Below are 17,146 nucleotides of genomic sequence, written 5' to 3' on the forward strand. Positions count from 1 at the left end.
CCCCCATGCCTGATTTTGTCACTGTCGCCCAGGTTGGTTCGATTCCCGAGCACCAGGGAATCACGGTTACCGTGGGGGAGCGTCTCATCGCGATTTTTTATGAAAATGGCCAATATTTGGCGATTGACGACTTGTGCCCGCATATGGGGGCCTCTTTGGGGGCGGGGGAGTGTCACGGCGGCGTGGTCGCCTGTCCCTGGCATGCGTGGCGGTTCCGCGTGAGCGATGGTTGCTGGCTGGACAATCCGCGGATTAAAATTGATAGCTTTCCGGTGCGCATCCAGGGGTCGGATATCCAAGTTGCCCTGCCTGATCCTGCAACATCCTAATGATTTAACGTTTTTCTTTTTACATTGGTCCGCCGCTATGCCCCCGTTGGATGACCGCATTGCCGAGGTACTGGCCCGCTTGCGCCTCTTACCACGGGTCACGGTTCGCAAAATGTTTGGCGGGGCGGGATTGTACTGCCAAGGGGTGATCTTTGGCTTGATCGCGGATGGGCGGTTGTATTTTCGCGTGGATGAGGAGTCGCGCGGCCCCTACGAGGCGGCGGGGATGAGTTTTTTTGTGCCTTGGCCCGAAAAAGTCATCAACGATAAGCCGCAACATGCCATGCGTAGCTACTACGAAGTCCCGCCCCGCATTGAACGCAGCCCGGAGGAACTATGCCAATGGGCCAGTACGGCCCTGGCAATTGCCCAAAAAAACAGCAAGGTAAGGAAAAAATCCACCCCAAAGCGCAAAAACGCAAACAATTCCAGCCGCACCACAAAGCGCAAAAGTTCAACCAAACAAAAAAGCCTCTCCAAGCGAAAAAGTCAGCTCCCAATGCAAATAAAATCCCAACCACGAAAAAGGCCCGGATTGGAATAAAATTGTTCCGGCCAAGCTGAAAAAAGAGGCATTTTAGCTCTTGCCGCCAGCGCTAGCTGATTCAAGGTCAGCGAAATTTGCCGCTGAATTGCGCCAGGATTGCGCAGGAATGTGTCATGAGAAGCAATTTCCATCCCACATACGAAAAAAACCACCTTGCCGCATCCCTTTCTGCCCCGAAACAAAAGGGATTAGGCTGGCAAGGTGGTTCATAAATGTGGGCTTCACACCCAATTCAAAAATATAACTAAGCATAACTCAACTAATCGTTTTGCAAATTTAACACATTTTGTAGGTCCAAACCGGCAAAAAACCGGCAAGTTGCGATTTTTGCGCATCCGGTTTAGGATATTTACACGACTGAATGCTTCGTTTGTGTCGATCTCCTGCGGCCCTGGTGAGAATTAAGAGGCAACCATGCCGACAGTAACGCCCCTGGGAGACAAACTCCGCCACCTGCGTGTCGCCCACGGCCTAAAGCAATTGGAGTTGGCCTTGCGCGCGGGAGTTTCCGAGCGAACGGTGCGTTCCGCGGAAAAAGGTGTGCCAATACGCTACGACCTGCTGGAGTTTCTGGCGATCGCCCTGGGGGTGCCGCTGCACGAAGTTTCGGTCCCCTCTAGCGAATTAAATGAGCTGCTGCGGTGGCGAAAGAATTGTCAAATTCTTATGGATTCCGCGAAAGAAGCATTGCTCGAACGCAAGCCTACCATCCTTTTGGATGTCGCCCATCCCAACTTGGCGATTTATTATTTTGGAGCGTTGCGGCGGGTAGAATCCATCAACGAAATGTTGGGGGAGTATCATGGGCGGGACGGCATCCACCAATTCATAGAAAACGCCGACCGTTTTTGGGAAAAATCCCAGACGGGTTTGATCACGATGGAGTCACCCGCCGGGTCGGGGGATACGGTGCAACTGGGGGGATATCACGAGTTTTTACAAGACGATGGCCAGAGCATTTGGGGACGATACTCGCTGATCGCAGATTTTGACGGAGGGGCGCTACGCTCGCTGCAAGGAATTATGGTGCCAGGCACCCCGCAACAATAAGAGTTGTAACTATGTAGCGGCATTCGCCAGAATGCCGAAAAACCCTCGTATTGCAAACATTTACACGCCACCCCGCCGCATGCGCAGAAATGATTACCATTTTGTAATTTCAATATTTTGCTTGAATAGCGCTTTGCCACCATTATACTACTGATGCGTATGTTTACTGATCAGTTTACGCCCACGCACCGGTTTTTGTATAATTCCGCAGTTTTCAACAGGGAATCCGCTCATGAATCGCAGCTTTGCAATTGTACTTTGGTGCTGGACGACTTTCATGGTGGCGCCGCTCTGGCTAGCTAGCTCTCGTCCCGCGAACGCCAGCCTGGTTTATTCAAACGACTTTGAAAGCAATACGACGGGCTTTACGAACGCGGGCGTGCTGCCGGCACTGACACGGACGAACCTTCCCACTGATGGAGGCGGATTAGCCTCGCCGAATCAATCGCAGTGGCTGGGCCGCCTGGGTCATAATATTGCCAAGAGCACCGCGAATAAAGAAATTGTGAACCTGTCTGTTGCGGGACTGACACCGGGGCAGTCGTATATCGTCGCCTTTGATTTGCTCATCGGCGCGTCCTGGGACGGGGCGGCTAACGGTTACGGCACCGATGCCTGGTACTTTTCTGTTAATGGCACGCGGCTGGTGGACACCATGTTCTCTAACGGAGACCAAGGCCGGGACTACGGCGCGTATTCTCCCCAGCGTTACAGCGATACGCATTTTGCCGACCCCAACTTGCCGGATGTTGCCGCTTTTACGGGGGCGGAGTTTTCCCGGCGAGAAGGCCCCGGCTACAGCGGTTATTATGGCATTTACTATTTCAGCCGCGGCGCAAACAACCCGACTTTAACTTTTACGGCAACCGCCTCGACCGCCACGCTCGAGTGGGCTCGATTTAGCGGAGGTGTGAATTTTGGCGATAGCGGCGACGAGTACTGGGCACTGGATAACGTGGCCGTAACCCTCGTGCCAGAACCGTCCAGCGTTGCGCTGCTCGCCTCGACCTTGGTGGTATTCGGCGGAATATGCCTGCGTCGACGGCGACGCGTGGTGGTATCGTAGGGCGAAACTGGTTCGGCCAATAATAGGCTAAATATACGGCCAACGGTGCCAATACGAACGCGGCGGATCACGATCCGGCCCACAAGGCTTTCACGGCACCGGGACGGTGCCTGCTACAATTGCAGCGCGTCGCTGCAAAACTGTTTGGCGATAGAGTCGCCGCTTACAGATTGGCTCCTCCGTGAACCTCGGTCTTTCCTCCGTGACTCCGTGTTAGATGTATTTTCTAGTCTGGCTGGACAGCGCTGGTTCTGGCTTTCACGGCACCGGGACGGTGCCTGCTACACAAACCGGTGATTCTCATCATCCCGACCGTAGCCCGGTTCGATGCCCAGCCGCATTTTTAGCTCCTCGAACGCGCTGGCAAATGTATCGCTCGACGAATGGACGTGTTCCGCCTCGGTGATGAATTTCATCTGGTCGTCGCAGGGGAGACAGCGGTCCCGCAAAACCCCCTCAAACTCGCGCAACTCATGCCCATAGGCGATGATCAGCTTGTGCTCGTCGAATTGCACTTCCAGGGGGATTTGCGGATTGAGCACCGCGATCCCCGTGCAACCGTCATGCGTCAGCAATTCCTCATAATCGTACAGAATGCTTTTTAGCACCGGCAGGTCGATGTGCTCGCGATAGAGGTCGACATGTCCCCGCTGGTCGCGATTGTGGCTGGTCTCCAGGACCACATCGACCACATTTCCCAACGGATCAAGCATATCTAGAAATGTGTCAAACAGCTCGGGCAAAGTGACCGCCGCCATGAGGACCGGCACTTTGCTTTTTGACTGGTCGTCCTGGTAGCAATCATGCCGAAAACCCGCGCGCGGCACCACTTCCAGGCTATACGCCGGGCGGATCGCCTCGCTCAAAATGAATTCGCCATATTTGGCGACGTTCAAATGCGTTTCCAGCTCGGCTTCGCTCAACTGCTCAAAGCTGCTGGGCGGACGATTTCCAGTACCGTCCCGAAAGACGTTGCGGAAGAACTTCTTCAAAAACCCCATCGGCGACCTCGGCTCGCTGTCATCACATGGTGCGGATACAACCGCGGCCCTGGGTAGAGGCGCGATTGAATCGTAAAATCACGTTCTTGGCGTTTGCCGCCGCCGGTACTTCAGGGGGACCCGGCTGTTGCAAGTCACAATATTTCCTGGCAAGGCAATATTGATAGCCATCGTGTCCGCTTCGTGCGGGAACACGATGAACCTACGCTCCACTGCTACGAATCCGGCTACTCAGCCGTTCGTCATTGAAGTTTAGCACTTGGTTCGCGGACTGCCGGACCCTTTCTGGACTTTTTAACAGACTTCCACGACCGATTGCGCCACGCGTAACAATCAGGAGCACTCTGCCACAGCGGATACGCGGGGAACTTTACCCGCAAGATTGGACTGGCACGTTTTTACCCCCCAAAGGTAACGTATAACCGGCCTAGCTTGACTTCCGGCCCGTTCCCGGTTGAGTTTTCAGAAAAATTTTTCCGACGTACAGTTGGTTAATATTCCCGACCGGTCCTGTTTGCATTTTTTTGGGCCAATTTATAGCCTATAGCCTTATTTCCCATGGCTGCTTCGCCCACCACTGCTACGTTCCAGCGCCGCCATGGCCGGTTATTACGGCTATGTCAATTATGCTTGGGCGTGGTCTGGCTGGCGGGTTGTGGTCCCGGCGACACCGGGTCCAGCGCCCTGCATGACACCGAGCAAGAAACTTTGCCCCCCCGGCAAACTCAACCGCTGGCCCCGGGGCAGGCGAATCAACCACCCCGGGGGACGCCGGATGGGGCGGATATTCCAGTAGAGTTGACCGTTCCGGCAAACTCCCGGGCATCCTGGGCACAAGTCTATTTAGCGGGTCAACCGGTAGGCTACCAACAAACGGTGTGGACGGGCGGGGCATCACTGTCTGATCCTCCGCGCGAGCTACAAGAACTGCTAGTATTGGATCAACCCTTGGCCACGCGGGAATGGACCCGCGAAGTTCAAAACGAGGACGGGAAAGTAGTATCCCTGGAACTGTGGCGGCAAACACCCACCGAAAGAACCAGCATCCTCGCCAACATTCAGGCCGACCAGTGTGTCTTGCGCCATGTGATCAATGGGCAGACAGAGAACGCTACTTTTGCCTGGACCAACCTGCGTGCCGGAATCTTTGCCCTCGAACAAGAGTTAAAGCGTCAACCCCTGAAACCCGCGACAGAGCGCGTGATCCACGTCTGTGTCTTGGACAATCGGCGGCAAGTCCCGCTGGTGCTCTCGGCCCGGCCTAACTGGCATAAAGATCAAACTCAATTCCCGGGCAAACAGCTCTTGCCGGTCAATTTTTGCTGGCAGTTTGACCACCACACGGAACTTTCGGGCACGCTTTGGCAGGACGAGACCGGCGAAATTTGGCTGACTGAGTATCCGGCGGCGCAGCTTTGTTATGTCCGGGCTGATCGCCAGGCGGCGCTAGCGCCCCGCTCCCCCCTGAATTCACGGCAACTTTTACCGGAAAAGATAGTCCTGGGTAACTCTGCCGACCAGGGGCTTGATCTCGGCGACTTGCATTCCGCGAAACGGATCACGTTTTTGCTGCAACACCCCCGTCAAAATCCCGCCGACTGGGTGGCGTCCCGCCCCTGGCAAACGGTTGTTCCCGTGGACGCGCAGTCATGCCGCGTGACCGTCACTCGCTCGCGGTTGACAGATGCCGCCCCGATATCGTCCGCTTATACCGCAAGCCAGGATTCAGCCCCATACTTGGCGGCCAATCGCTGGCTAGAACTGGACGATCCGGCAATTCGCCAGCTTGCCGCTGAAATTCGTGATTCCGCCGACCAATCACCAAATATGGCACAGCGCATTGCTGCCACAGCGCAACAGCGCATCCAGCCGCTAGGAACCAATCACAACTTTTTATCCGCCGCCCAGGCCCTGCGGCAGGGGAGGGGGGACTGCTCTGAATATTCCACATTATTTGTGGCTCTGGCCCGCGCATCCGGCCTTCCCGCACGGGGATGCGTGGGCCTGGTTTGGATGCCCGGGGAACGAGCTTTTAGCTATCACATGTGGAGTGAATGTTACCAGCAAGGGGTCTGGCAGCCGCTGGATGCCTCTTTCAACCGTTCAGAACTGACGCCCGGCTATCTGCAGTTCGACCTGGATCCGCTGGCTGATAGCACCACGGAACTAACATTCTTAAAACTATTTTCTATGAAGGGACTGAAAATCACTGTGGAAAACCTGGAAAAAGTCGTGTCAAAAGACAAATAAATCTGACGTAAACTATTACGCAAAAAAGACTTGCGATTAACGCGCTATTTTTGACAAAGGAATGACAATTCCGCGACTAACATCTGACAATCAAAACTCGTCCCCTCGCTAGAATTTCGACGAGTTAACTGTTGTGCGTCCACATAAGGCGATATTTAGGCCTTTCCCCGGGCGCAACCCGACCTTTCCAGTTTGAGCTTGCAAAGGATTACCATGGCAACTAATGCCAAATTGACCCTGGCCGACGGATTGCTTGCCGCCAGTTCCGCACCCACCCAGCGTATTCCGCTGAAAAAACATAAAACTAAGCAACCAGTCACTTCCAAGACACCCCAGGCCCCGCAGGGCAAAAACCGGGGGAATCCGCAGAAACCTGGAAAACAGCAACCGAGCGAGAAATCCCCCCGGGATAAAAGTTCCCGTGACAAAGATTCCGCCCAACAAAAGCTGGATTTAATACGTCGTGCCGCCTTGGAAAAAGCGGCCCCCCTACCAAACGGCGAGCAGGTTGGCCAAACCGCCGTTGTCAAAGAGAAAAAGCCGATCCCCCCCCAGCCCACGGGTATTTATGACCCGCAAAATCCCTGGAAAAGTGGGGTGGATTGGTTCATTGTGGGCTGGATCGCGCTGGCGCATGTGGGGGCATTGGCGGCTCCATTTGTGTTTACCTGGCATGCCTTGATTTATACCGCGATCACCATTTGGTTTACCGCGTCCATTGGTATTTGCCTGGGATATCACCGGCTGCTGACGCACAACAGTTTTAAGACCTATCGGCCCATTCGTTGGTTTCTGGCGCTCTTAGGCAGTTTGACGGGTGAAGGCTCCGCCATGAATTGGGTGGCGAATCACCGGATGCACCACCAACATAGTGACAAGGATGGCGACCCGCATTCGCCGCGGCATGGGGGATTGTGGTCGCACATGCTGTGGTTTATGCCGCATCAGGGGGCCGTCTGGCAAAAGGCGATGTACGAGCACTACATCCCGGATATGTACCGCGATCCGGTCATGCGTTTTTTAGACAAGACATTTTTGTTGTGGCACTTTGTCGTGGGCTTTGGAACGCTGTTCGGCGCGTACGCCATTTATCAAGATTGGTACACGGCGTGGTCCTTTGTGGTGTGGGGCGTGTTTGTGCGGATGGTGTATACCATGCACATCACCTGGTTTGTCAACTCTGCCACGCACACCTGGGGATACCGCAACTACGAAACCACCGACGACAGCACCAATCTGTGGTGGGTGGGATTGGCCGCCTTTGGCGAGGGGTGGCATAACAACCACCATGCCTACCAAACGATGGCCAAACATGGCCACAAATGGTGGGAAGTCGACGTGACGTACTGGGCGATTTTGGCCATGGAAAAGTGTGGTCTGGCCTGGAACGTGGTAAAGGATAGGCCGAATCACAAGCCGGCGTAGAGGGGGTGGGTAGTTCGGCTGTTCGATTGCGGGCCAAGGGCGTTTGCTCCTTGCGAACCTATGTCCCGACCTATCTCAGCCGTGCTTTTTTTGAATTGGGGCAAAAGCAGGGTCGGCCGTAATAGGACGCTGATAAACGCGGATGAAGACGGATTTACACGAATGAAGATTTGGGGATGCGATTGAATTTATTTGAACACACATAATACCGATTGAGCTAATTTTCACAGATCGGATTTAAAGTTAAACGTAAAATTTTTTGGTAGTGTGTGAAGTGTAATCGTCGTGACTTTGTATCCTACAAACATCGTTATTCTAATTTAAAAACGGCACGCGTACTATTACAAGGTTGATTCATAAAAAAATCAATCTTTGGTCGCTGATGTCTTAGTACCACTGTTTATTCCTTTTCCATGCCTCTCTTGCATTGGCTAGCCTGGAGCGGATACGTGGTATTGTTTGCCTGTATGGCGGGCGGATTAACTCTCGCATCGTTTTATTTGCGTCCCGCGAACCACCGCGCGCTGTTGACCGCCTGGGTGAGCCTCTTGACGGGGGCGGTCTTTTTGGCCCTGCGAATCAGCCAGTGGCTCGTAGCGGAATTATTGCCCACGATGATTGCCCTGGGAATCGTGGCGCTAGTATTGTTGAGCGCTGGTGTGAATGCCGCGTATGAGCAGGGGCGCCGGTCGGCTAGTGACGACGCGCCAAAGGTATAACCATACTGGTTTTTCGAGGAGCGCTCCCAGGCGAATCTGCTAATCGGGATTGTGCATCGCCGCATGAATTTGTGGATTATGGCTCTAGCACGCCATAGTCCTCGTCCTGCAATTCTCGATTAATCGCAGCCGCGGCTGTCGCCCCCTCGGCAGCGGCCACGATGGCGAATTGCACGTCCCCATCAGCGTCGCCCGCGATGTAAAGTCCTGGAATGTTGGTGGTTTGCTTTTTATGAGAGCGTATTAGTCCATCCGGATCGCAATCACACCCTAGCAATTCGGGAAGTCGCGACCGTTGACGCTGCTCACTGGCAAAGAATAAGGCATCACAGGCAAGCGACGGCCCATTTTCAAAGACGACCAGGTTCAGAAAGCCATTTGGTCCGGACTGTACTTGGGCCACTTTATCTGGCCGATAGCCTAGTTTACGTTCTTGTAAAAAAGCTTGCTGCGCGGGGGAAAGCTCTTGCCCCTGTGTGCAGACGGTGATCAGCTCGGACCAATTTCGCAATGCCAGAGCTAATCCCACAGGGGCGGGTCCATCCCCAAGTGCCACTAAGTGTCCATGACGGTGTTCCCAACCGTCGCAATAAGGACAGTGATAAACCCCTTTGCCGTAAAGATCACGAAGATTCTCTATTTCAGGCAACACATCCAAAGTGCCGGTGGCTAACAATAATTTTCGCGCGTGTCGCGGAGGACCATCAGCGGTTATGATGGTAAAACGCCCATGATCCGTAGGATTAGTGTGGGCGGATAGTACTTCGGCGGAAACAATTTCCGCACCGTAGCTCAGGGCTTGCTGTCTCCCTCGAGCGCGTAATTCCCGTGGAGAACAGTTTTCCAACCCTAGATATCCATTCAATTGGCGGGCGGCGTAATTGCGCGGCTTATCATGGTCAAACAGAATAACTTGGCGGCAACACCTGCCAAGAATTAAAGCGGCGCTCAAGCCGGCGGGTCCGCCCCCAATAATTGCGACATCAGTTATTTTCACTATTTTCATCAAGCTGACCATAATTAGACCAGCATTGCTCCTTAGGTGCTATCTCAACTTCTATGCCGCGCTCTTTGGCCAAAGCGCGTTCTAATTGGTTCAACTCTTTGGGATCCCGTTGATGGCCGGTAATCTCTTTTTGCGCTTGGCCCATGGTTTCCATCACTTGCATAACCGGATCCTCGACATATTCCCACTCTTCGCCGGCGGGCCAAGGACCTTGACCTTCGTTCCAGGGTCCGCGAGTATCCTCGACACCGTTGGACATATTAAATGCCGTATGGGTAAAGCGGGCATCGCCTTGAAATATTCCCGGGGGAAAATTAGGCATAATAGTCGCAAGCGCGGCGTTGAATTGCTGAAAGTGGGCAATTTCCCGCGTCATTAAAAATCGCAACGTATCTTGGACATACGGATCATCGGTGAATTGCAACAGGCGTTCATATAAAATTTTAGCGCGGGTTTCCGCTCCTATATTCGAACGCAAGTCCACGCTAAGATCCCCATTGGCGTTCACAAACGAACCCGTCCAGGGAACTCCCACGCTATCCGTGACCACGGGACCACCCGCCGATTCCAGTAAAAACTTGGGGTTATCCATCGCCATTTGAATGATGTTGCTTTTTTTAGCCGAACCATTTCCCATTTGAGTAACCAGATTCCCCTCGGCTGCGTCTTTCAACGCGCCGTTGACCCCTGTTAGTAGCATGGTTATGGTCGCACCCACAATTTCCAAATGGCTAAATTCCTCGGTCGCGATATCCATCAGCAAATCATATTTATCCGGATATTCCCGGCGACAGCCAAAAGCTTGCACAAAGTACTGCATGGCCGCCTTTAATTCGCCATTTCCTCCCCCAAACTGTTCCAATAGCAGTTTGGCAAAACGGGGATCCGGTTGTGATACACGGGCATCAAACTGTAAATCTTTAATGTGCTGAAACATCTTCTTTCCCTTCCAATAGATAAATAGGCCGCAATATGGCATCTTTTGAGCAAATTAAATACCAATTTGGCAATCCCTCCCCACTTACTTCTAAATAGCACTGGCATGGTTCCCATTCTTGCAACATGAAAGTGCCGCGATCAGTTCGCAATGTTTTTTGGGCCACTACATTGCCTGTAAGAGCAGTCGGTAAATAAATCTAGTGGAGCAAGCAAAGAAAATATTCAAATAATTATTGTCAACATGCTTGATTAAGGTATAAAAATCGCGAGTTTTTCAAGGAAGATCGTAATTCCCCCGAGGGCTTTGCCGTTTAAACGACCATTGCAAAATAATCTCAATTTGCTAAATTCTATTGGATTAACAGAGTTGCAAAACTTCATTTCTGGACCATGGACTGGGCGGTTGGCGCGTGGCCGCCGGCTCGGCCATTGGCAAAAGGTAAAAAAACCATGGCAGTAACCAAGGAAACCCGGCAAAAACTGATAGCGGATTTTAAGCGGGGAGAGACGGATTCGGGATCACCGGAAGTGCAAATTGCTTTATTGACGGCCCGGATTAATGATCTGACGGACCATTTTCGCACCCATGACAAGGACTATGCCAGCCGCCGCGGCTTGATGAAGATGGTCAGCAACCGCCGCCGTCTGTTGGATTACCTCAAAAGCATAGATCCCCAGCGTTATCTGGATGTGATCAAGCGCCTTGACATCCGTAAGTAACCGCTCTCCCCATTCCTTCTCGAATGGGGATTTTTGTTTTTTGTCGGTCCGCTACCCAGGGAAGCTTTTTTTGGGGAGCAACCGCCTGGGCGTCAAAGGGGAGAAATTTCTGCCGCGATTCGTGGGTGATCGCTCCCAACAGCATCACCCCCTATCCGCTGCCGCATTTTTATAGCGGCATTTCGGCACGCCCCCGTTTTTTTATCTAACATTGGCTTCGTACACAAAGATAGGAATTACCCTTGAAAGTTCGCGTTGAAAAACAGATTGGCTCACAAATCTTGGCATTGGAAACCGGTTTTTACGCCAAGCAAGCGGCCGGGAGCATTTGGCTAAGGTATGGCGAAAATGTGGTCCTGGTCGCGGCAACGACCGGCGCGCCCCGCGCGGGAACGGACTTTTTTCCCTTGACCTGCGATTACCGCGAGCGGACCGCCGCCGCGGGTAAATTTCCCGGCGGGTTTATCAAGCGCGAGGGACGCCCCAGTACCAAGGAAACTCTTACCTCGCGCCTGATGGATCGGCCCATTCGGCCCCTCTTTCCCGCGGGGTTTTATGACGAGGTTCAGATCCAGGCAATGGTCCTGGCCACGGATAAATGCCACGACCCCGATGTCCTGGCGATGATTGGCGCGTCGGCGGCGTTGACAGTCTCTTCCCTGCCGTTTGAGGGGCCGATTGGTTCAGTGCGTCTGGGCCTGGTGGAAGGCCAATTTGTGGTCTTTCCTAGTTATGAACAATTGGAATCCAGCGATCTGGATTTGATTGTTTCGGGCAGTAAGGACGCGGTGCTGATGATCGAGGGATTTGCCCGTGAATTGCCGGAGGACCGCATGGCCGAGGCGATCATGGAGGCCCACCGCGTCATTCGCGAAATTTGCGACATGCAGATCGAGTTGCAAGCCAAGGTGGGCGTGCAAAAGACGGTGTTCACCTCTCCGCCGGATGATGGCTTGTATGACCGGCTGCGCAGCAGCTATGCCGATCAGTATAAAACCGCCAAAACCACCGAAGGCAAACAAAATCGCGCCGCGGCGGTAAAAGCGCTAAAGGAGCAAGTAAAAGCCGCCTGCATTCCCGATGCCGCCGCAGCGGGGGCTTATACGGACGCGGCCTTTAGCAATGCCTGGAGTCGCTTTGAAGAGCGCATGGTCCGCGATCTGATCCTGGCCGGGCGTCGTGCCGATGGCCGCGCCAACCAGGCCCTGCGCGACATCTATTGCGAGGTCGACGTCCTACCCCGCGTGCATGGCTCCGCCGTCTTTCAACGCGGCGAAACCCAGGCACTTATCACCGTTGTGCTGGGGACGGCCCGGGACGAACAAAAGGTCGAGGGCCTGGTGGATGAATACTCTAAAAAATTCATGCTGGAGTATAACTTCCCGCCGTTTTCCGTGGGCGAGACCAAACCCATCCGCGGTCCCGGCCGCCGCGAAATTGGCCACGGCATGCTGGCCGAACGTAGCGTCAAGCCCGTTCTGCCCGATCCCGAGCAATTTCCCTACACCATCAAGGTGATCTCCGACATTTTGGAATCCAACGGCTCTAGCAGCATGGCCAGCACCTGCGGCGCGGTCCTGGGCCTGATGTCGGCGGGTGTTCCCATCAGCAATCCTGTCGCCGGTATTTCCATAGGCCTGGTCAAAGAGACCGACGATCAATGGGTCCTGTTAACCGACATCATTGGCGACGAGGACCATTATGGCGACATGGACTTTAAGATCGCCGGTACACAACGGGGAATCACCGGCATTCAACTCGACCTAAAGATCGCCGGCATCAACGAAGCGATCATTCGCGGCACGCTGGCCCAGGCGCGAGAAGCCCGAATCGAGATTTTGCGCAAAATGCTCAGCGCGATCAACCGTCCCCGGGCGGAGATTTCGCCATTTGCCCCGCGGTTGCTGCGGACCAAGATCGACCCGGAAAAGATCGGCCTGCTGATCGGCCCTGGCGGCAAAATGATTCGCAGCATTCAGGATACGACCGGCGCGGTGATCGAGGTGGACGACGACGGAACGGTGGTCGTGGCCAGCGACAATATGCAATCCGCCCAGGCCGCCATGGCCAAGGTGGAGGCCCTGACCGCCAGCGTGCAGATTGGCCGCATCTACGAGGGACGCGTCACCAGTGTCAAGGACTTTGGCGCGTTTATCGAGATTCTGCCCGGCCGCGACGGCCTGTGCCACATCAGCGAGCTTTCCGACGATTACGTCAAAAGCGTCCACGACGTTTGCAAGGTGGGAGACTACCTGCATGTCAAGGTCATCGCCATTGACGAGCAAGACCGCATTAAACTGAGCCGCAAAGTCGCCATGCGGGAAATGAACGGAAATGGCGGCACCGCTAACGGCGATGGGGGGGATCAGTAATCAATCAACTGGAAAATTGCTGGGGATTTAGCCGCCGGGGTCACTCGGCGGCTTTTTTATTGCATAGAATACAGACGGACCCCATTACTTCAAAACTTAAAACCAGACTCCCCGCCATGCCCCAACTTGCCGCTTTTCCCAAAGCCTGGATGGACCCGCTCTGCGTGACCGGTACGATGACCCTACGGGAATGGATCGATCTGGCCCGACAATTGCCGATCCAGGGATTGGAATTTTATAGCGGCTTTTTAGAGCTGCAACAGCCGGGGATGATCGCCGCCGCGCGGCGCATGGCGGAAGATGCCGGACTGACGATTCCCATGTATTGTTGCTCGCCCGATTTTACGCATCCGGACGCCGCCTATCGCCAGCAACAAATTGACAGTCAACGCCGCTGGATTGACGAGTGTGCCGAGCTGGGGGGCACATTTTGCCGCGTCTTATCCGGGCAGCGGCGGCCCGAACTATCGCGGGAGGAGGGACTTACCCTGGCGGCCCAGTCCATTCAGGCCTGTTTACCACACGCCCACGCCCGGGGCGTGACGCTGATTCTGGAAAACCACTACAAGGACAATTACTGGCAATTTCCCGAATTTGCCCAGGCGATGGATTTATTTTGCGATTTGGTAGCCCGGATAGAGGATCCCCGTTTTGGCGTGAATTATGATCCCAGCAACACCATCCTGGCCGGGGAGGACCCATTGGAGTTGCTGCGCCGGGTGCGGCACCGCGTGGTGAGCATGCATGCCAGCGATCGGTATCTGGCGGAGGGGACGATTGACGATCTGCGTCGGGAGGAAGGCTCTGTCGGTTACGCCCGGCGGCTGCGGCATGGTGAAATTGGCAAGGGGCTAAACGACTATGACGAAATTTTTCGGCTATTGCGGGAGGCCGGGTTTGACGGCTGGATCAGCATCGAGGATGGGGTGGATGGCTTTGAGCAACTGCTGCGCAGCGCGCAGTTTTTGCAGCGTAAAATCCAACAATATTGGCCCGGTTAATGGGATAATTTTTGCAATAGACGCTTGAGTGAGTCAGGACGCGGGGACACTATCGTCGCAAACGTGTCCGTTCCGTCCCCCAGGAGAACGGTCCAATCATCCATACCCCGTTGTCTCTCCCGACTATAATTCATAATGTTGGCATACTCCCCTTTGCTGGAGTGTGTCTTTGACGTTTCTGGTTGATGCCGTTCATCAATGTAAAATACGCCTGCAAACAGCCAAATCGTGCCGCATATGCCAGTCCCCGCGACCAGCCTCGATGCCGTGTTGAGTCAATTTCCCAGCCAATTGGGACACACATTGGCGGAGCTTTCCGCCGCGCGGGACGTGCTTGTGGTGTTTTTGCGACATTCCGGGTGCACGTTTTGCCGCGAGGCCCTGGCTGATTTGCACGCCCAACGCGAGCGCATCGAGGCCGCGGGAATTCGCCTGGCCCTGGTGCATATGGGCCGGGAAGATCAACATACCGCGCGGTTTTTTGCCGCTTATCAATTAGATGACGTGGATCGCTACAGCGACCCCGAGCGTCAGTTGTACCGCGCGTTTGAGCTTTCGCGGGGGAATTTTTGGCAACTTCTAGGTCCGGCGGTCTGGTGGCGCGGGGCGCAGGCTTTTTTTCGGGGGCATGGCATCGGTTGGCTGAATGGCGATGGCATGCAACTGCCCGGCGTTTTCTTGCTCCGCGCTGGCCGGGTAATTCGGGAATTTCGTCACCGCACCGCCGCCGACCGTCCGGAATATGCCACCCTGGCTTGTCCGCGTTAGCGGCTAGGGGAGTTTATCGCCGCACTGCCTGGGATCCTTTCGAGGCTGCCTGGTACCCCCCGCGCACTTCTTTTTAGTGCATGACTAACGTAAACTATTGCCTCGGGCGCAGGCAATTTCCGTTATTTTCTGTTCACCATGATACCCGCCGGTATTCCCAGCGAAGCCGAACAACAATCCCGCGTCGACCAGGCGGTCGAAATGGCGGCGCTGGCGGGCGGACTAGCCCACGAAATCAAAAATCCGCTTTCCACCATTCGCATGAACATGGAGTTGTTGGCCGAGGATTTTGCCGACGCCGTCTCTCCCCGCGATCGCCGGGCCCTCAATAAAATCCGTCTGGTCGAACGCGAAGCCCTGCGCCTGCAAAATATTCTGGATGATTTTCTGAATTTTACCAAAGCGCGGCGGATGGATCTGCTGCCCGCCGACCTTAACGCCGAAATCGAGCAACTGCTAGAGGTCTACGCGCCGCAGGCCGCCGAAGCAAAGGTCGATCTGTTGACTTATTTAGACCCCGAGCTTCCCGGCGTTCGGCTGGACACCCAGGCTTTTCAGGCCGTGCTGTGGAACCTGATCCTCAACGCCCAGCAAGCCATGCCCGACGGCGGGCAATTGGTGGTGCGCACCAGTTCCGTGGGACCAGCGGTCCTTTTGGAATTTATCGACACCGGTTGCGGCATGGAGGAAGCCACCATTACCAAAATTTTTGAACCATTCTATAGCACCAAGCCCGGAGGATCGGGCCTGGGCCTTCCCATGACTAAAAAAATCGTGGAAGCGCATGGCGGCGCAATTGATATTCAAAGCGAGCCGGGCCGGGGATCAAAATTTACCATCATCTTACCCGTCTTGCCCCGTTTGGGAGGAGACGAACCCGCCGCGCAGGCTCCGGCCGCTGCATAATGTGTTCTGGCGATTCTGGAATAGCTAGCACCAGGGTGCGCCCGCATAAAATTACGGTTTTTGTCAGTAAATCGGTCTTGTGGCAAAAACTCTGGTGGCGGTACGCTTGTCCGGCCCAATTGGGTTAATCAAAGACGGCGTGATCCGCCGCTGACAATTCGGCGGAACAATCCGTGGGATTTGAGTATGCCTTGCCATAACGTGGGACGTTGCCAAATCATGCGTGTCTGGCTGCCAATTTTTTGCGGGTTGGGCTGTCTGCTGGCGACCGGATGCCAAAGCGTAAATCCGTTTTATACAAAGCCATCGGCCACCGCGGAGGATTTGGCCAAATACGGCCCCACGTCCGCCCAACGCATCAAAACCTTGCAAGAGGAATATGCCAAGGGGCCCGGGACCGACGCCGCCGAACAAGCGGCCAAAGCGAATGAACTTGCGCGGCAAATTCAAAATGAGCGCGATCCGCTGGTCCGTTCGCAAATCCTGCGTAACATCGCCTTGTATCCCACGCGTGTGTCGGCCGCCGTGCTGCATGCCGCCACCAACGATCCCGACCAAAACGTCCGCGAAGTCTGCTGCGAACTATGGAGCCAGCGCGGCGATGAGGAAGCGGTGCAAAATTTGCGCGATCGGGCCGTCAACGACGAAAGCATTGATGTCCGGCTGGCCGCTGTTAAGGGATTGGGAGCCACCAAGCAGTCAACCGCCATCGAGGCCCTGGCGCCCATCCTGGAAGAACCCGACCCCGCGCTACAATATCGGGCGGTGCAATCGCTCAAACAACTCAGCGGCCTGGGCTACGGCGACGATGTCAACAAATGGCGCGAATACGTGCAAACTCCCGCCCCCCAACGTCCCCAACCCACGTTGGCGGATAGCCTGGGCCTGCGCGGCTGGTACTAGAAATAGCGGGAAACCCCGGCTTGCTGGAATATCCGGCTAAAAAACAGCAAAATCCAGCTCCGCCCATACCGCCATTTCCCTTGCCGCCAAAATGATAATTCTGTAAACTCCGCGCCCTTCAGAATAAGTGTCTAGGCGGACACG

16 protein-coding genes are annotated in these 17,146 nt (G+C 54.7%); 13 read left to right on the top strand and 3 right to left on the bottom strand.

Going from position 1 to position 17,146, the window contains the following annotated elements; translation table 11 throughout:
• Positions 1–5 precede the first annotated feature (5 nt).
• The 4 genes from SFX18_05495 (at position 6) to SFX18_05510 (ending at position 2,992) form a co-directional block, all read left to right on the top strand.
• The gene (locus SFX18_05495) at positions 6–329 is read left to right on the top strand and encodes a Rieske (2Fe-2S) protein (protein ID MDX1962586.1); all 324 of its coding nucleotides are present in this window, start codon (positions 6–8) and stop codon (positions 327–329) included.
• 37 nt (positions 330–366) lie between these two features.
• On the top strand, positions 367–873 hold the full coding sequence (locus tag SFX18_05500; protein MDX1962587.1) for a TfoX/Sxy family protein: 507 nt from the start codon (positions 367–369) through the stop codon (positions 871–873).
• Positions 874–1,290: 417 nt separating this feature from the next.
• Complete coding sequence (locus tag SFX18_05505; protein MDX1962588.1) at positions 1,291–1,926, top strand: helix-turn-helix transcriptional regulator; 636 nt, start codon at positions 1,291–1,293, stop codon at positions 1,924–1,926.
• Between the two features lie 232 nt (positions 1,927–2,158).
• Positions 2,159–2,992 carry a PEP-CTERM sorting domain-containing protein gene (locus tag SFX18_05510; GenBank protein MDX1962589.1) on the top strand — a complete coding sequence of 278 codons (834 nt, stop codon included), beginning with the start codon at positions 2,159–2,161 and terminating at the stop codon, positions 2,990–2,992.
• A 281-nt stretch (positions 2,993–3,273) separates the two neighbouring features.
• Here SFX18_05510 and SFX18_05515 read toward each other — a convergent pair whose 3' ends face one another.
• Positions 3,274–3,993, bottom strand: coding sequence for a hypothetical protein (locus SFX18_05515; protein MDX1962590.1), 720 nt, complete (start codon positions 3,991–3,993; stop codon positions 3,274–3,276).
• A gap of 558 nt (positions 3,994–4,551) precedes the next feature.
• Between SFX18_05515 and SFX18_05520 the strand changes: the two genes are divergently transcribed.
• The 3 genes from SFX18_05520 to SFX18_05530 all read left to right on the top strand — a co-directional run bounded on the left by SFX18_05520 (position 4,552) and on the right by SFX18_05530 (position 8,387).
• Positions 4,552–6,243 carry a transglutaminase-like domain-containing protein gene (locus SFX18_05520; GenBank protein ID MDX1962591.1) on the top strand — a complete coding sequence of 564 codons (1,692 nt, stop codon included), beginning with the start codon at positions 4,552–4,554 and terminating at the stop codon, positions 6,241–6,243.
• 213 nt (positions 6,244–6,456) lie between these two features.
• The gene (locus SFX18_05525; GenBank protein ID MDX1962592.1) at positions 6,457–7,668 is read left to right on the top strand and encodes a fatty acid desaturase; all 1,212 of its coding nucleotides are present in this window, start codon (positions 6,457–6,459) and stop codon (positions 7,666–7,668) included.
• A 413-nt stretch (positions 7,669–8,081) separates the two neighbouring features.
• On the top strand, positions 8,082–8,387 hold the full coding sequence (locus SFX18_05530; GenBank protein MDX1962593.1) for a hypothetical protein: 306 nt from the start codon (positions 8,082–8,084) through the stop codon (positions 8,385–8,387).
• Positions 8,388–8,463: 76 nt separating this feature from the next.
• Here SFX18_05530 and SFX18_05535 read toward each other — a convergent pair whose 3' ends face one another.
• Both SFX18_05535 and SFX18_05540 read right to left on the bottom strand, forming a co-directional pair.
• Positions 8,464–9,405 (bottom strand): NAD(P)/FAD-dependent oxidoreductase, encoded by a 942-nt coding sequence (locus tag SFX18_05535; GenBank protein MDX1962594.1) that lies wholly within the window; start codon positions 9,403–9,405, stop codon positions 8,464–8,466.
• Positions 9,371–10,330: a manganese catalase family protein gene (locus SFX18_05540; protein MDX1962595.1), complete on the bottom strand. Its 960-nt coding sequence runs from the start codon at positions 10,328–10,330 to the stop codon at positions 9,371–9,373. Before SFX18_05540 ends, SFX18_05535 begins: the two co-directional genes overlap by 35 nt.
• Before the next feature lie 452 nt (positions 10,331–10,782).
• Between SFX18_05540 and rpsO the strand changes: the two genes are divergently transcribed.
• From rpsO to SFX18_05570, 6 genes are all read left to right on the top strand, one after another.
• Positions 10,783–11,052, top strand: a complete 270-nt coding sequence (rpsO, locus tag SFX18_05545; protein ID MDX1962596.1) for a 30S ribosomal protein S15 — start codon at positions 10,783–10,785, stop codon at positions 11,050–11,052.
• A 242-nt stretch (positions 11,053–11,294) separates the two neighbouring features.
• Positions 11,295–13,424 (top strand): polyribonucleotide nucleotidyltransferase, encoded by a 2,130-nt coding sequence (gene pnp, locus SFX18_05550; protein MDX1962597.1) that lies wholly within the window; start codon positions 11,295–11,297, stop codon positions 13,422–13,424.
• Between the two features lie 116 nt (positions 13,425–13,540).
• The gene (locus tag SFX18_05555) at positions 13,541–14,425 is read left to right on the top strand and encodes a sugar phosphate isomerase/epimerase family protein (GenBank protein ID MDX1962598.1); all 885 of its coding nucleotides are present in this window, start codon (positions 13,541–13,543) and stop codon (positions 14,423–14,425) included.
• A gap of 237 nt (positions 14,426–14,662) precedes the next feature.
• The gene (locus SFX18_05560; protein ID MDX1962599.1) at positions 14,663–15,193 is read left to right on the top strand and encodes a peroxiredoxin-like family protein; all 531 of its coding nucleotides are present in this window, start codon (positions 14,663–14,665) and stop codon (positions 15,191–15,193) included.
• A gap of 138 nt (positions 15,194–15,331) precedes the next feature.
• A complete protein-coding gene (locus tag SFX18_05565) occupies positions 15,332–16,099 on the top strand; it encodes an ATP-binding protein (protein MDX1962600.1) in 768 nt (255 codons plus the stop codon).
• Positions 16,100–16,285: 186 nt separating this feature from the next.
• Complete coding sequence (locus tag SFX18_05570; GenBank protein ID MDX1962601.1) at positions 16,286–17,002, top strand: HEAT repeat domain-containing protein; 717 nt, start codon at positions 16,286–16,288, stop codon at positions 17,000–17,002.
• Positions 17,003–17,146 lie beyond the last annotated feature (144 nt).

The sequence above is a fragment of the Pirellulales bacterium genome (assembly GCA_033762255.1).
Classification (GTDB): domain Bacteria; phylum Planctomycetota; class Planctomycetia; order Pirellulales; family JALHPA01; genus JANRLT01.

What these genes read in the sequence shown, in the direction of transcription:
- SFX18_05495 (MDX1962586.1), top strand. Translation starts at nt 6, where the DNA reads ATGCCTGATTTTGTCACTGTCGCCCAGGTTGGTTCGATTCCCGAGCAC.
- SFX18_05500 (MDX1962587.1), top strand. Translation starts at nt 367, where the DNA reads ATGCCCCCGTTGGATGACCGCATTGCCGAGGTACTGGCCCGCTTGCGC.
- SFX18_05505 (MDX1962588.1), top strand. Translation starts at nt 1,291, where the DNA reads ATGCCGACAGTAACGCCCCTGGGAGACAAACTCCGCCACCTGCGTGTC.
- SFX18_05510 (MDX1962589.1), top strand. Translation starts at nt 2,159, where the DNA reads ATGAATCGCAGCTTTGCAATTGTACTTTGGTGCTGGACGACTTTCATG.
- SFX18_05515 (MDX1962590.1), bottom strand. Translation starts at nt 3,993, where the DNA reads ATGGGGTTTTTGAAGAAGTTCTTCCGCAACGTCTTTCGGGACGGTACT.
- SFX18_05520 (MDX1962591.1), top strand. Translation starts at nt 4,552, where the DNA reads ATGGCTGCTTCGCCCACCACTGCTACGTTCCAGCGCCGCCATGGCCGG.
- SFX18_05525 (MDX1962592.1), top strand. Translation starts at nt 6,457, where the DNA reads ATGGCAACTAATGCCAAATTGACCCTGGCCGACGGATTGCTTGCCGCC.
- SFX18_05530 (MDX1962593.1), top strand. Translation starts at nt 8,082, where the DNA reads ATGCCTCTCTTGCATTGGCTAGCCTGGAGCGGATACGTGGTATTGTTT.
- SFX18_05535 (MDX1962594.1), bottom strand. Translation starts at nt 9,405, where the DNA reads ATGGTCAGCTTGATGAAAATAGTGAAAATAACTGATGTCGCAATTATT.
- SFX18_05540 (MDX1962595.1), bottom strand. Translation starts at nt 10,330, where the DNA reads ATGTTTCAGCACATTAAAGATTTACAGTTTGATGCCCGTGTATCACAA.
- rpsO (MDX1962596.1), top strand. Translation starts at nt 10,783, where the DNA reads ATGGCAGTAACCAAGGAAACCCGGCAAAAACTGATAGCGGATTTTAAG.
- SFX18_05555 (MDX1962598.1), top strand. Translation starts at nt 13,541, where the DNA reads ATGCCCCAACTTGCCGCTTTTCCCAAAGCCTGGATGGACCCGCTCTGC.
- SFX18_05560 (MDX1962599.1), top strand. Translation starts at nt 14,663, where the DNA reads ATGCCAGTCCCCGCGACCAGCCTCGATGCCGTGTTGAGTCAATTTCCC.
- SFX18_05565 (MDX1962600.1), top strand. Translation starts at nt 15,332, where the DNA reads ATGATACCCGCCGGTATTCCCAGCGAAGCCGAACAACAATCCCGCGTC.
- SFX18_05570 (MDX1962601.1), top strand. Translation starts at nt 16,286, where the DNA reads ATGCCTTGCCATAACGTGGGACGTTGCCAAATCATGCGTGTCTGGCTG.